General features: G+C 48.0%; 14 protein-coding genes and 1 pseudogene. 5 read left to right on the top strand and 10 right to left on the bottom strand.

The window, feature by feature from the left end; genetic code table 11:
• Positions 1 to 4: 4 nt before the first annotated feature.
• The 7 genes and pseudogenes from MJO57_RS16520 to MJO57_RS16550 form a co-directional block, all read right to left on the bottom strand.
• A complete protein-coding gene (locus tag MJO57_RS16520) occupies positions 5 to 733 on the bottom strand; it encodes an MFS transporter (protein WP_371924885.1) in 729 nt (242 codons plus the stop codon).
• On the bottom strand, positions 727 to 1500 hold the full coding sequence (locus MJO57_RS16525; RefSeq protein WP_252017348.1) for an MFS transporter: 774 nt from the start codon (positions 1498 to 1500) through the stop codon (positions 727 to 729). Before MJO57_RS16525 ends, MJO57_RS16520 begins: the two co-directional genes overlap by 7 nt.
• Positions 1490 to 2527, bottom strand: coding sequence for an HlyD family secretion protein (locus MJO57_RS16530; protein WP_252017349.1), 1038 nt, complete (start codon positions 2525 to 2527; stop codon positions 1490 to 1492). Before MJO57_RS16530 ends, MJO57_RS16525 begins: the two co-directional genes overlap by 11 nt.
• 188 nt (positions 2528 to 2715) lie before the next feature.
• The gene (locus MJO57_RS16535) at positions 2716 to 4899 is read right to left on the bottom strand and encodes a malate synthase G (RefSeq protein ID WP_252017350.1); all 2184 of its coding nucleotides are present in this window, start codon (positions 4897 to 4899) and stop codon (positions 2716 to 2718) included.
• A 202-nt stretch (positions 4900 to 5101) separates the two neighbouring features.
• Positions 5102 to 5731 carry a LysR substrate-binding domain-containing protein gene (locus MJO57_RS16540; RefSeq protein ID WP_252017351.1) on the bottom strand — a complete coding sequence of 210 codons (630 nt, stop codon included), beginning with the start codon at positions 5729 to 5731 and terminating at the stop codon, positions 5102 to 5104.
• A gap of 210 nt (positions 5732 to 5941) precedes the next feature.
• Positions 5942 to 6202: pseudogene (locus tag MJO57_RS16545) on the bottom strand (LysR family transcriptional regulator); the annotation flags it as partial.
• Positions 6203 to 6308: 106 nt separating this feature from the next.
• Positions 6309 to 7823, bottom strand: a complete 1515-nt coding sequence (locus MJO57_RS16550) for an IS66 family transposase (protein WP_252017330.1) — start codon at positions 7821 to 7823, stop codon at positions 6309 to 6311.
• Between MJO57_RS16550 and MJO57_RS32805 the strand changes: the two genes are divergently transcribed.
• Entirely contained in the window at positions 7822 to 7956 is a 135-nt protein-coding gene (locus MJO57_RS32805; protein ID WP_256491608.1) for a hypothetical protein, read from the top strand. The two genes, MJO57_RS16550 and MJO57_RS32805, sit on opposite strands and share 2 nt — an antisense overlap.
• Before the next feature lies 1 nt (position 7957).
• A complete protein-coding gene (gene aceA, locus MJO57_RS16555; RefSeq protein WP_252017352.1) occupies positions 7958 to 9295 on the top strand; it encodes an isocitrate lyase in 1338 nt (445 codons plus the stop codon).
• Between the two features lie 36 nt (positions 9296 to 9331).
• Here the strand turns inward: aceA and MJO57_RS16560 are convergent, their stop codons facing one another.
• The 3 genes from MJO57_RS16560 to MJO57_RS16570 form a co-directional block, all read right to left on the bottom strand.
• The gene (locus MJO57_RS16560) at positions 9332 to 9682 is read right to left on the bottom strand and encodes a hypothetical protein (protein WP_252017353.1); all 351 of its coding nucleotides are present in this window, start codon (positions 9680 to 9682) and stop codon (positions 9332 to 9334) included.
• A gap of 205 nt (positions 9683 to 9887) precedes the next feature.
• Entirely contained in the window at positions 9888 to 10145 is a 258-nt protein-coding gene (locus MJO57_RS16565) for a hypothetical protein (RefSeq protein ID WP_252017354.1), read from the bottom strand.
• Between the two features lie 35 nt (positions 10146 to 10180).
• Positions 10181 to 10360: a hypothetical protein gene (locus MJO57_RS16570; protein WP_252017355.1), complete on the bottom strand. Its 180-nt coding sequence runs from the start codon at positions 10358 to 10360 to the stop codon at positions 10181 to 10183.
• Between MJO57_RS16570 and MJO57_RS16575 the strand changes: the two genes are divergently transcribed.
• From MJO57_RS16575 to MJO57_RS16585, 3 genes are all read left to right on the top strand, one after another.
• Positions 10359 to 10568 (top strand): DUF6444 domain-containing protein, encoded by a 210-nt coding sequence (locus tag MJO57_RS16575; RefSeq protein WP_252017356.1) that lies wholly within the window; start codon positions 10359 to 10361, stop codon positions 10566 to 10568. The two genes, MJO57_RS16570 and MJO57_RS16575, sit on opposite strands and share 2 nt — an antisense overlap.
• 565 nt (positions 10569 to 11133) lie before the next feature.
• A complete protein-coding gene (gene ltrA, locus MJO57_RS16580) occupies positions 11134 to 12396 on the top strand; it encodes a group II intron reverse transcriptase/maturase (RefSeq protein WP_252017357.1) in 1263 nt (420 codons plus the stop codon).
• A gap of 157 nt (positions 12397 to 12553) precedes the next feature.
• Positions 12554 to 13804, top strand: a complete 1251-nt coding sequence (locus tag MJO57_RS16585) for an IS66 family transposase (RefSeq protein ID WP_256493353.1) — start codon at positions 12554 to 12556, stop codon at positions 13802 to 13804.
• Positions 13805 to 13821: the final 17 nt, after the last annotated feature.

Genomic DNA, 13821 nt, shown 5'->3' on the forward strand with positions numbered 1-13821 from the left:
CGGTTTATGATGTACTGCTTTTGGTTTTTTCCCGGAGAAGTGGCAGCAGCAGCATTAGTGTCAGATAGATAAAGACCATAAGCATAAAGCAATAGACAAACGCCAGCATCGTCGATTGCTGCTTGAGCAGGGCAGCAATCTGTTCGAGAAATTTGGTATTTGTTATTGCTTCACTCTTTACCGCAGCATAATCTTGTAACAGCTTGTTATCCAATGACAAAGCTCCTCCCAGACTCTGCCACTCCAACTGCTTCACATAACTGAAGTAGGTATTGATGACGGCGATACCAATTGAAGAACCTATGGTTCGGCAAAGGTTAAACATTGCGGTACCACCGGGAATAAGTTCTGGCCTGAGTGTCGAGAATGCCATCTTTGACAATGGCGCAAAAACCAGGCCCAGCCCGGCCCCCTGAATCAAAGAAGGCAGGATAATCCAGAACGGATCAATTTCCAGGGAGTATCGGCTCATTTGCCAGACGCCAATGGCGTTAAGCACAAGACCGACAAATATCATAATCCGGTTATCCAGCTTATCCATTAAAGGAGCAGCCATAATCAGAACCACTGCTGATGCAATACCTCTGGGGGCCATAATAAAGCCGGAAGTTTCCACCGGATAATTCAGGAGCTCCTGAAGCAGCATGGGTTGCAGCTGTAGTACGCCAAAGGTACCAACAGCAAAACAGCTGACGATCAGGCATGAAATCCCCAGGTTCCGGTCCCTTAGCATCCATAACGGTGCAATCTCTCCCTTGGTGTGAAAAGAGCGGAAAACAAAGGCAATAATAAAAAGCACACTGGCAATGGTAGAAAACAGGATGAAATTCGAACTGAACCAGTTTTTTCGTTACCCTGGGAAAGCACCATTTGCAAAAGGCCAATACCCAGGGCCATGTTGAAAATCAGCAGCCAGTCGATGGAAGTTTTGCCACGGTTACTGATCAGTATGTTTTTGAATATAAGAAATAGACAGACAATGCCAACTGGCAGATTAATATAAAAAACCCAGCGCCAGTTCAGATGTTCTGTAAGAATTCCACCAATCACCGGACCAAGAACCGGCCCTACCATAACCCCAATGGAGAATAAAGCCATGGCACGTCCACGCTCTTCCCTGGGATAGACCTGCATAAGAATTGACTGGCTCATCGGAATAACAGAAGCACCGAATATTCCCTGAAATATCCTGAAGAACACCATCTCCATCAGTGAATCAGCCTGACCACAAAATGCAGACATCACCACAAACCCACCAATGGAATACAGCAGTAATTGACGCTCACCAAAGCGCAGAGTCAGAAAACCCGCCAGAGGAATGCAGATGGCTTCCGCCATGGTGAAACTGGTCAATACCCAGGTAATCTGATTTGAGGTCGCTCCCAGGGATCCCATCATGTCAGGTAGTGCAACATTCGCTACCGTCGTATCAATAATGACCATCAGCGAGGAAATGATAATAGTGATGGTGACCGCCTGCCGGCTAACACTATTTTTCATGGGAGGGCTCATTAGCAGTGACTACGGTATCCACCGTTACCGTGGCACTGGCTCCTACTCTAAGTGGCTCTTTGCCCCGCTGATTATCAGCATCTTTCAAACGTATATTAACCGGAAAGCGCTGAGTAATTTTCACCCAATTACCGGTGGCATTTTCGGGAGGGAGTAGAGAAAAAGCAGAACCACTGGCCGGTGAAATTGACTCAACGGTGCCGGTAAACGTGCTATCCGGATACATATCCAGCTCAACACTGGCCGACATGCCTGGCTGAATTCTGCCAAGATCATCCTCCTTGAAATTAGCCTGAACCCAGTAACTTTCCGCAACTACCAATGGCATCAGGGCCTGCCCTTCATTTACGACACTGCCCGGATGGATATTGACTTTACCCAGCTCTCCATCTGCAGGGGCGGAAATATTGGTATAGGACAGGTTAAGGGTGGCCAACATTAACGTAGCGGCGGCTTCCTGAACGGCTGGCGCCTCTTCACCCTCAGCCCCCTGCTCAGCAACCAGCTGTGCCATAAACGCCCTTGCACTGGCCAGGGCATCCTGTGCGGTAATCAGTGCGGCCCTGGCGGTGTCAGCCTCTTCCTCAGGGAGAACACCCTCAGCAACCAGTGTCATGGTACGTCTGAAGTTTAATTGCACTTTTCGCAGTTTTGCTGCGGCAGTGGAAATATTACTGCTGGCTGCCAATATACCCTCACTGTCAGCCTCGTTTTCCTCTGTCGCTACCTGATAAGCAGCTTTTGCCTTATTGAGCTGTGCCTCATAGGACGCCGGATCAATCTGAATCAGCATCTCACCCGCATGCACATACTCGTAGTTATCTACATTGACAATACTAACCCGACCACCAACCTGTGGCGCTATATAAATAATATTTCCATGAACATAGGCATCATTGGTGTTCGGGTATTTTTTCTGATATTCGATATAGAAATAGCCAGCGATCAGCAAAATCAACAGAACAGCAACAGTGATTATCCAGTTTCGCACTGAATGAGAGGATACGATATCCATTCTCAAGACCAGAAAAACGGTTAAAGGGTTATCTCTTTATCAGATAGGAACATTCAACAAAGAGGTTTAGAAGATAATCTTGGAGAAAATTAGTATAGGGAGAAGCGTTGGTCAAATTGAGGATACACTCTCAATTAACGTCGTAACCAATTGATTGAGAGTGTGTTTTTTGAATTCACGGGCAGTCTTTAAGCTGGATTGGCGGCTTTATACTCTTTCCGGCGTTTATGAAGTACAGGCTCGGTGTAACCGTTAGGCTGCTCACAACCCTTGAATACCAGGTCACAGGCCGCAGCAAAGGCAATACTCTTGTCAAAGTCTGGCGCCATGGGCTGGTAAGCTGTGTCAGTGGCATTTTGCCGGTCTACAATCACCGCCATACGCTTCATGGTTTCCATTACCTGCGCTTCTGAACAGATACCATGACGAAGCCAGTTGGCAATATGCTGGCTGGAAATTCGCAGTGTGGCACGATCTTCCATTAAACCAGTGTCGTTGATATCCGGAACTTTGGAACAGCCAACGCCCTGATCGATCCAGCGCACCACATAACCAAGAATCCCCTGGGCGTTATTATCCAGCTCTTTCTGGATCAACTCTGCGGACAATTTACCAGGATCATTCATTACCGGAATTTGCAGAATGTCATCAACACTGGCTTTTTGACGACTGGCCAGTGCTTCCTGACGAGCCAGAACATTAACCCTGTGATAATGAACGGCGTGAAGCGTTGCGCCATTGGGAGAAGGTACCCAGGCGGTGTTGGCTCCTGAGAGGGGATGAGCTATTTTCTGCTCCATCATTTTTGCCATCTCATCCGGCATCGCCCACATACCTTTACCAATCTGGGCTTTGCCAGGCAGGCCAGTATGGAGACCAATATCAACATTATGATCTTCGTAGGCCTGAATCCAGGTGGACTGTTTCATCTCCCCTTTGGGAATAACAGGGCCGGCTTCCATACTGGTGTGTATCTCGTCCCCGGTACGGTCCAGGAAACCGGTATTGATAAAGACAATACGCTCTCTGGCCTCGCGGATGCAGGCTTTCAAATTGACGGAGGTTCTGCGCTCTTCATCCATAATACCGACCTTTAAAGTATTGGCAGGCAGATCAAGAGCCGCTTCGATACGGGAAAACAGCTTGCAGGTAAAAGCGACTTCTTCAGGCCCATGCATCTTTGGCTTGACGATATAAATGCTGCCTTCCCGGGAGTTCTGCTGGCTACCTGCCTTTTTCTTCAGGTCATGGATAGCAATCAGGGAGGTGAACATACCATCCATAATGCCCTCCGGAATTTCATTACCCCGGGCATCGAGAATGGCATCATTGGTCATCAGGTGGCCAACATTTCGTACAAACATCAGGCTTCTGCCGGGTAAGACCAGTTCACCACCGTCTGGTGCCGTGTAATACCGGTCAGAACTCAGCTTTCGGGTCACCGGTTTGTCACCTTTAACAAACGTATCCTCCAGGTTGCCTTTCATCAGCCCAAGCCAGTTGCGATATACCAGGGCCTTGTCTTCTGCATCAACTGCCGCCACTGAATCTTCGCAGTCCATAATGGTGGTAATGGCAGCCTCAACGATGAGATCCTGAATATCCGCAGCATCATCTCTTCCGATTACACCTTCAGAATTAAATCGAATATCAATATGCAATTCATTGTTTTTCAACAGTATTGAGCCTGGATTTTCAGGTATTCCGGTATAGCCGAGAAACTTTTCCGGTTCTTTCAGGGATGTTGTGGAACCATCCTCAAGCGAAATGGCCAGACTGTTTTCCAGCACCCGATAGCAAGCGGCTTCTTTATGGCTACCAGAAGCCAGTGGAGCCGCTGTATCCAGCAATTCACGACCAAACTCAATCACTTTCCTGCCACGAATCGGGTTATACCCTTTCCCCTTTTCAGCACCCTCAGTTTCGGGAATAGCATCCGTTCCATACAACGCATCATAAAGGCTACCCCAGCGTGCATTGGCAGCATTCAAGGCAAAACGGGCATTCATAACGGGAACCACCAGCTGGGGTCCTGCCTGACGAGCTATTTCACTGTCAACATGGGTGGTGGAGATGGAAAAGTCATCCCCCTCAGGCAGCAGATAACCTGCTTCCTCAAGGAATGACCTGTACTCAGACATATTTTCTTCGGTATAACAGTTTTGCCGGTGCCATGCATCAATCTTCTGCTGAAGCTCATCCCGACGGGCCAGAAGTGCTTTGTTTTCAGGGGCAAGGTCATTAACCAGCGCTTCAAGTGACCGCCAGAACTTATCCGGATCAACCCCGGTTCCCGGAGCAATGTCATTCACCAGTAAATCGTGGAGTACCCGCGCTACCTGCAGGCCGCCTTTCTGGATGCGTTCAGTCATTTTAACCTCACTTCCTGATTATCATTATTATGCAACTGACGTGTATAGTATGCTGCAACCATGTACAAGGAAAAGTCAACGAATCGGCAGGCAGAACTCTCACAGGCGCTCTATAGTCTCTCTCAAGCACAACAATTCCACCCTCCATGTTAATGAGGCCAGGAGATATTTCCAGTTAACACTCGCAATGACTTTAGTCGCCTCACATTTCAGCCACTGATTTAATTATCTGTCTCAACCACTGATGCGCAGAATCATGATGCAGCAAAGGACTCCAGGCCATGGATAGATCAAATGATGGAATTTCAAACGGGGGACTGACAACGGCGAGCTTTCTACTAAAGCGTTCAATATCCGCAAGCCGACTGGGAAGTGTAGCGATCAGATCATTCTGGGCAGATAACAGCATTGCCACCTGATAATGGCGGGTAAAAACACTGATTTTACGTTTTTTGCCAACAGCAGCCAGTGCTTCATCTACCCAGCCCAGTCGCTGAACATCTTCAGGATTAACTCCGACACCAACACCCATTCCGGTTTTGCTGGCCCAGATATGCCGGGCTTGAAGATAGGTGTCCAGAGTAAAGTTATTCAGTATCGGGTTTTCTCTACTGACCACACAGGAAAAGTCATCCTGCCAGATCCGGGATTGATAAAACGACTGGGGCAGACTGTCAAAACGGTTAATGGCCATATCGACCCAGCCTTGTTCTACGTCGTGAAAACTCACATCACTGGGCGTTAAAACATCCAGTGTCACATGATGTGCCAATGAGCGAACCTGTTTCAACACCAGGGGAATCAGGGTTGACTCCGCATAATCAGAAGCCATGATCCTGAATACCCGCTGACTGAGCTCAGGATCAAACTTTTCTGGCTCTATTTTGATTGCGAACTGCTCTACAGTGAAAACTGACTGTAGGTCACGAAAAACAAGGATTGGGCAACATTACCGGACAATATGCTGACAACCTTTGTAGATAAAGGGCTTCAGCAATGTTCAACCCAGTAGCAGTCTGAAATCCTACAAGAGCCACTTTTCTTTTGGCTGAATCGTTTTCTCCATGGCCAGTAATGCATCACGAATCAGTGGCTGTAGTTCAAGTGCACGTTCTGTTGGGGTCATCCCTTCGCTGGTCCGGATTAACAGAGGGTCATTAAACAACTCCCGCAGTCTGCGCAGCCCGTTGCTCATAGCGGGCTGGGTAATGCCCAACTGTTCAGCGGCACGGGTTACGTTCCGCTCCCTGAGCAGAACATCCAGGTAAACCATCAAATTCAGATCAACGCGCGCAATATTCATTTTATAAATACCCAAGATAACGCTTATAAATTACCAGAATCTTTCTCAGGTGTTTAGGATGGTCGGCGTAAATCAAACATTTGTTTGAATTTAAACGGTCGCGTAACTATTCAGCACTGAGCAAAGGCATATTACAGTAATTCCGAACAGCTCTATGAAGTGATTGATATATGTCCATTCCCTGTTTTCTGGCAGACGACAAATAGCTGCGAATCCGTGCAAACATAGAACCACCGTCTGCACTCCTGAAGCAGCCTGAGATTTTCTGCTTTAACTTGGCCATTCGAACATCCCGCTCACTGCCATTGTTATCGAAGGGAATGGTAAAATCTGACATGAAGCGCAGTGTCTCAGCCTTGAACTCAGTGAGTCGTTTGAAGAGATTGTAAGCTTTAGTATTCTTGACTTTCTTGCGCTTAAGCTCCTCTCGTTGCTTCTCCATATAGACGACTTCTTTCATTAGAGCCCGCTGAAGCAACCGGTCATAAATCTTCTCGATTCGTTCACAGACAACACTTGGCATCTGTAGCATACCTATGGTCTTAAAGCCCTTGCAGTAATGCCAGGAAAGCCTCAGTAGCTTCATCAATCGCAACGCCAGTTGATTGCTGTCCCTATCAACAACACCCAAAAGCTCCCTCAGGTGATGGGCATTGCAAAGTACGTGAGTTGCCGCATATGCAAAATAGGATTTCCAATGATCATGAACCAGAACGCCTGCAAATGTTAGCAGTATGCCCATCGTGTCCATGGCCTCACGACCTCGCTTTTCAGACAAGTAGTAGAGCGTCCATTGTTCATCCCGCATAACGTGTAGCCAGTGCAAAGAGCCCTCGGCCCGCATACCCGTTTCATCGGCTCCGGCAACAGACGATTCCCGCAAGGCGTCACGAATAACCTCTTCAGTAGAAGCCAGATTTTCATAGGTTCTGGCCACAAAATTGGCGACAGTGCCTGCACTTACACTCATTTTATAGAGAGTATTAAAATACTCTGACACGCGCTTAAAAGGCAGGAAATGGTATTGGTTAAGATAGACGGCCATAGCCTGTGTGGCTGAGCCATATTGTGCGGCAGCGGTAACACCTTCCGGGAATTCAGCCTGATTCCGACAACCACAAGTGCAGATTTTTACTTCAGCTCTATGGGCCGTTACTTCAAATTCACCCGGTCTCCCTGGTTCAAACACCTGTCGTTCAATATATTTGACCGGCTCACTATCAAGAAGAGACGCCTGACATTTATTGCATTCTTTAACTGGAAGGTACTCAATATAGTCAGGGATATCGACCTGTTTAAGACAAGTGCCCTGATGCCCTTTCTTTCCACCGGCTTTATTACCAGAAGACTGTCTCAGACTTTTAGGATTGGGTTTTTCATCCGATGGATCGGTACCTTTATCTGCGGAAAGGTCGTCAGAATGATCTGGAGAATTACTGTTTTTACAAGGTTTTTGATAACCATCAGACGATGGCGGCTTGCTGCTGTTTTGACTGTTCTTGCCAACCTTTTCTTCCAATTCTCGACATCGCTCTTCCAGACAGGCAACTCTCATCCGCAGCTCTGCATTCTCTTTCAAGAGAATCTCAGCCGACATAGTTGCGGGTAGTTCTGGAATCATGCTGGCGAATATTGTGGAAAAATGGTGCTTAAGAGGATGGTATAAAAATCAGAAAATTCCAGATTTATGTGGGGGTGCTGAACAGTTACACGGTCGCATAACAACGCCTCGCTTTCCGGGGGAGGAAAAATAAGATGGCTCGCTACTTTTCTAACAAGCCGCGTTACAATCGCTCTGAAGAAATTGCCCGCATTGAAAAGGACTGGGCGGAGAACCCGCGCTGGAAAAATGTAAAAAGAACCTACAGTGCGGAAGACGTTGTCCGTCTGAGAGGTTCTGTCAACATCGAAAACACCATTGCCAGACAGGGGGCCGAGAAACTCTGGGATCTGGTGTATGGCAACCAGTCAAAAAAAGGTTATGTAAACTGTCTTGGTGCCCTCACTGGCGGCCAGGCAGTCCAACAGGTTAAAGCAGGCATTGAAGCGATCTATCTTTCCGGCTGGCAGGTCGCTGCAGATAATAATTCGGCCAGTGCCATGTACCCTGACCAATCGCTTTACCCGGTTGACTCCGTCCCGACATTGGTCAAACGCATCAACAACAGCTTCCATCGTGCCGACCAGATTCAGTGGAATGCCGACAAGCAGCCCGGCGATAAAGGCTATGTTGACATGTTTGCCCCGATTGTTGCGGACGCTGAGGCAGGCTTTGGTGGTGTACTGAACGCCTATGAGCTGATGAAGGGCATGATTGAGGCCGGGGCTGCAGGTGTACACTTTGAAGACCAGCTGGCTTCCGTTAAAAAGTGTGGCCACATGGGGGGCAAGGTACTGGTGCCAACCCGGGAAGCCATACAGAAGCTGATTGCTGCTCGACTGGCCGCTGACGTTGCTGATGTACCAACCATCGTTCTGGCCCGTACCGATGCCAACGCCGCTGATCTGATCACTTCCGACTGCGATCCTTACGATGCCGCATTCCTGACGGGCGAAAGAACGCCTGAAGGTTTCTTCCGGACCAGGGCTGGTATTGATCAGGCTATTGCCCGTGGTCTTGCCTATGCACCATACGCCGATCTGCTGTGGTGTGAAACCGCAACTCCAGACCTGGATGAAGCCCGCAAGTTTGCTGAAGCGATCAAAGCAGAGTACCCGGATCAACTGCTGGCTTATAACTGCTCACCATCCTTTAACTGGAAGAAAAACCTGGACGATAAAACCATTGCCAAATTCCAGCAAGAACTGAGCGATATGGGTTACAAGTATCAGTTCATTACCCTCGCTGGCATTCACAACATGTGGTACAACATGTTTGAACTGGCTCATAACTACGCTCAGGGTGAAGGGATGAAGCATTACGTAGAAATGGTTCAGGAGCCAGAGTTTGGTGCTGCTGAAAAAGGTTATACCTTTGTTGCCCACCAACAGGAGGTTGGTACTGGTTATTTTGATGATATGACAACGATTATCCAGGGTGGGCAGTCATCGGTAACCGCGTTAACCGGTTCTACGGAAGAAGAGCAGTTTTAATCGTTAGAACCCGGAGCCCCTGATCGAAGATGGGGCTCATCCTTGATGATTGAAAATATTTCCGGCTAGCTCAGGATTCACAAGTCTTAGCGCTTGTTCAAACCTGGAAGCTGCTGTGTCCGGTGACAGCCTGGGATTACTCGGCATGGTTACCATATCAAGGAGCGACCTGGCCCTTGATGAACCGGCTGGTTTACTACAGACAATAAAAAACTCACCACTGGAAATAACACCTTTGTTTGTAAGCCTGCGTGCCAGTTTTTTTATCTGGTAATCATAGAGACCTTCCACCAACTTATCATAATTATCTATTACTTTTTGATAGGTTGTTGATGACCCCGAATGCAGAGGGTTTGAAACTTCTGGCTTTGTTCTGTGATGAACCATGCTGCCAGCCCCTGAAGATGAATTGACAAATGACTTCTTATTAAGTAAACGTCGGAGCGCAACTCCATCCTCAAGAGAGGTGAATTTGGATGTCAGAAAAGAATCAACCTCCGTAAGGATTTGCGCTGTCTGCTGCCCAGCGTATTTAGTGCTGGGTTGTCGAAGAGCAAAAGTCTTACCGATGCTTGAGGGGACAAGCCACCTGTTACAAATTAAATGCCGGAGCGCTTTCACATCCTCGTGGTATGTCTGCGGTGATCTTACAAAGTTTTTGACATCGTATAGAATTCGAATAGCACTGTGCTTCTAGAATTCGAATAGCACTGTGCTTCGCGAAGTCAGAGCTGAATTTTATGTCGAGATCCGCAGCTCCTTTTGAACTATTGCCTTTACCATCAAAGGCTTTTTGACTTCCCAGCACAGAAGCTTGATAAGCAGGCATCCCGGGAATCATTGGAAACATCTACACAAACCTCTGTCAAATTGAATAACGAAATTTTAGACATGTTCCTTATGAATAAGTTCAATCATCAACAAATTGCAATTGCACAACCGGTGTTTGTCAATATTGTTGCCATATGCCAATTGTAACTGTTCAGCACCCCCACATAAATCTGGAATTTTCTGATTTTTATACCATCCTCTTAAGCACCATTTTTCCACAATATTCGCCAGCATGATTCCAGAACTACCCGCAACTATGTCGGCTGAGATTCTCTTGAAAGAGAATGCAGAGCTGCGGATGAGAGTTGCCTGTCTGGAAGAGCGATGTCGAGAATTGGAAGAAAAGGTTGGCAAGAACAGTCAAAACAGCAGCAAGCCGCCATCGTCTGATGGTTATCAAAAACCTTGGTACGCCCGGCATGGGCATGAACTGATGGGGTGAAAGTCCCCTGTGGGAGAACCTACATCTGACTGGCGGTAAAGACGCCTGCTGATGACAACCACTAGCTTAAGGCAAGTGCAGTCCCGCGAGGGGCTGTGCGGAGGCAGTCTGAGTGCAAAGGTGCGAGCCGACGTACAGAAATCGCATATAAGGCTGAGTCTCTGGGCGAGTGAGCCAAGGATCACAAAGCCCTATGGTTCGTGAGACACGGTAAATGCGGCGGTTGTGCACTGAAAGTTCATGTCCTTATCCGGGGAGATCTGTTCAACATGCGATTGGTAATTCCCAGTTCTCAGCCACTGGTTACAACAGGCTCGGCGAACAGGTCTCATCATCCTGTTCGAGCAAACCCGATGGCAACCAATAGCGCCAGCAGAGGTAACTCCGCGTGGTGATTGGACAGAAGTCAGCAGAGGCCATAGTAGCTGTACGACAGAAGCCATTAACGGATGGGAAGTCGTTAGCGAAGGGCCGAACATCGACGACAAAGAGGAGACTGATTCCCTCAAGGCGATGCAGCCGTCCGGCGACTCACCGTACTTGGCGACAGAATCTTTAACCAGCTTTGAACCATGATCTACTAAATTGCGTACTTGAACCGGCTAATCTGGCAAGTGCATGGAAACAGGTCAAAAGCAACAAGGGTGCTCCGGGTATTGATGGAGTCACTATTGAAGCTTATCCAGACTTTGCCAAACAGCATTGGCCTTCAGTGCGTCAAGCCTTATTGGACGGAACCTACCAGCCATCACCCGTGCGCCGACATGTTATAGAAAAGCCGGACGGCGGTGAGCGTTTGCTGGGAATCCCTACCGTGATGGATAGGGTCATACAGCAGGCCATTGTGCAGGTGCTGACCCCTGTCTTTGATCCGGGTTTCTCTCCAAACAGCTTCGGCTACCGACCGGGACGGTCAGCACACGACGGAGTCCGTCAGGTTAAGCAGTTGATCAACCGGGGGCTTCATTACGCTGTTGACGTTGATCTGAGTAAATTCTTTGATACGGTTAATCACGACGTTTTGATGTCGAGGGTCTCCCGTAAGGTCCGCGACAAACGCCTTCTGAAACTGATTGGTAGCTACCTGCGCTCCGGTGTCATGATTGAGGGCAATGTCTACCCGACCAGGGTTGGCATGCCACAGGGTGGGCCTTTATCACCCTTGCTGTCTAATGTGGTCCTCGACGAACTCGACAAGGAGCTTGAATATCGGGGTCATTGCTTTGCAAGATACTGTGATGATTTTGTGATTCTCGTCAAAAGTCAGCGTGCAGGGGATCGGGTGATGCACAGCATTACCCAATTCATTGAACGCAAATTGAAACTGAAGATTAACTCCCGGAAAAGTAAAGTTGTGAAAGCAACAGAAAGCGAATTCCTGAGTTTCACCTTCACAGGGAAGAAAGTTCGCTGGGCCCAGAAGTGTCTGGACCGATTCAAATACCGGATACTCAAGTTGACCAGTCGTCGCTGGGGTGTCTCAATGCAACATCGGTTACGCAAATTGGCACAATATATCCGGGGTTGGATGGGGTATTTCCGGTTATCGGAATATCACCGACCAATTCCCCTGCTGGATCAATGGATACGTCGGCGAATCCGTTGCTGCTTTCTGAAGCAATGGCGCAAGCCGAAAACCCGTTTTAAGAATCTGGTCAGGTTAGGCGTTGATAAAATTAACGCCGCCAAGATCGCAGCCAGCAGCAAAGGGTATTACCGTCTGAGTAAAACCTATGCGGTACAACAGGCACTGAATAACAGTTACCTCGCGAAAATTGGGCTTGTTTCATTGAAAGACTTATGGATCAGGTTTCACCATCATCGTTGAACCGCCCGGTGCGGACCCGCATGCCGGGTGCTGTGGGGAGGGCTGGAGAAAGACCGGCCCTTACCCGATTAAAAACAGTAATTCTCCAGATCATTCTGACGACCTTTCCGCAGATAAAGGTACCGATCCATCGGATGAAAAACCCAATCCTAAAAGTCTGAGACAGTCTTCTGGTAATAAAGCCGGTGGAAAGAAAGGGCATCAGGGCACTTGTCTTAAACAGGTCGATATCCCTGACTATATTGAGTACCTTCCAGTTAAAGAATGCAATAAATGTCAGGCGTCTCTTCTTGATAGTGAGCCGGTCAAATATATTGAACGACAGGTGTTTGAACCAGGGAGACCGGGTGAATTTGAAGTAACGGCCCATAGAGCTGAAGTAAAAATCTGCACTTGTGGTTGTCGGAATCAGGCTGAATTCCCGGAAGGTGTTACCGCTGCCGCACAATATGGCTCAGCCACACAGGCTATGGCCGTCTATCTTAACCAATACCATTTCCTGCCTTTTAAGCGCGTGTCAGAGTATTTTAATACTCTCTATAAAATGAGTGTAAGTGCAGGCACTGTCGCCAATTTTGTGGCCAGAACCTATGAAAATCTGGCTTCTACTGAAGAGGTTATTCGTGACGCCTTGCGGGAATCGTCTGTTGCCGGAGCCGATGAAACGGGTATGCGGGCCGAGGGCTCTTTGCACTGGCTACACGTTATGCGGGATGAACAATGGACGCTCTACTACTTGTCTGAAAAGCGAGGTCGTGAGGCCATGGACACGATGGGCATACTGCTAACATTTGCAGGCGTTCTGGTTCATGATCATTGGAAATCCTATTTTGCATATGCGGCAACTCACGTACTTTGCAATGCCCATCACCTGAGGGAGCTTTTGGGTGTTGTTGATAGGGACAGCAATCAACTGGCGTTGCGATTGATGAAGCTACTGAGGCTTTCCTGGCATTACTGCAAGGGCTTTAAGACCATAGGTATGCTACAGATGCCAAGTGTTGTCTGTGAACGAATCGAGAAGATTTATGACCGGTTGCTTCAGCGGGCTCTAATGAAAGAAGTCGTCTATATGGAGAAGCAACGAGAGGAGCTTAAGCGCAAGAAAGTCAAGAATACTAAAGCTTACAATCTCTTCAAACGACTCACTGAGTTCAAGGCTGAGACACTGCGCTTCATGTCAGATTTTACCATTCCCTTCGATAACAATGGCAGTGAGCGGGATGTTCGAATGGCCAAGTTAAAGCAGAAAATCTCAGGCTGCTTCAGGAGTGCAGACGGTGGTTCTATGTTTGCACGGATTCGCAGCTATTTGTCGTCTGCCAGAAAACAGGGAATGGACATATATCAATCACTTCATAGAGCTGTTCGGAATTACTGTAATATGCCTTTGCTCAGTGCTGAATAGTTACTGCCAATTTACCG

Source organism: Endozoicomonas sp. SCSIO W0465 (assembly GCF_023716865.1).
Taxonomy (GTDB): Bacteria; Pseudomonadota; Gammaproteobacteria; order Pseudomonadales; family Endozoicomonadaceae; genus Endozoicomonas.

Bases quoted from the DNA above. Each gene is read 5' to 3' on its own strand.
- MJO57_RS16520 (WP_371924885.1), bottom strand. From the start codon at position 733: ATGCTAAGGGACCGGAACCTGGGGATTTCATGCCTGATCGTCAGCTGT.
- MJO57_RS16525 (WP_252017348.1), bottom strand. From the start codon at position 1,500: ATGAAAAATAGTGTTAGCCGGCAGGCGGTCACCATCACTATTATCATT.
- MJO57_RS16530 (WP_252017349.1), bottom strand. From the start codon at position 2,527: ATGGATATCGTATCCTCTCATTCAGTGCGAAACTGGATAATCACTGTT.
- MJO57_RS16535 (WP_252017350.1), bottom strand. From the start codon at position 4,899: ATGACTGAACGCATCCAGAAAGGCGGCCTGCAGGTAGCGCGGGTACTC.
- MJO57_RS16540 (WP_252017351.1), bottom strand. From the start codon at position 5,731: ATGGCTTCTGATTATGCGGAGTCAACCCTGATTCCCCTGGTGTTGAAA.
- MJO57_RS32805 (WP_256491608.1), top strand. From the start codon at position 7,822: ATGCTGGCGAATATTGTGGAAAAATGGTGCTTAAGAGGATGGTATAAA.
- MJO57_RS16550 (WP_252017330.1), bottom strand. From the start codon at position 7,823: ATGATTCCAGAACTACCCGCAACTATGTCGGCTGAGATTCTCTTGAAA.
- aceA (WP_252017352.1), top strand. From the start codon at position 7,958: ATGGCTCGCTACTTTTCTAACAAGCCGCGTTACAATCGCTCTGAAGAA.
- MJO57_RS16560 (WP_252017353.1), bottom strand. From the start codon at position 9,682: ATGGTTCATCACAGAACAAAGCCAGAAGTTTCAAACCCTCTGCATTCG.
- MJO57_RS16565 (WP_252017354.1), bottom strand. From the start codon at position 10,145: ATGTTTCCAATGATTCCCGGGATGCCTGCTTATCAAGCTTCTGTGCTG.
- MJO57_RS16575 (WP_252017356.1), top strand. From the start codon at position 10,359: ATGATTCCAGAACTACCCGCAACTATGTCGGCTGAGATTCTCTTGAAA.
- MJO57_RS16570 (WP_252017355.1), bottom strand. From the start codon at position 10,360: ATGCTGGCGAATATTGTGGAAAAATGGTGCTTAAGAGGATGGTATAAA.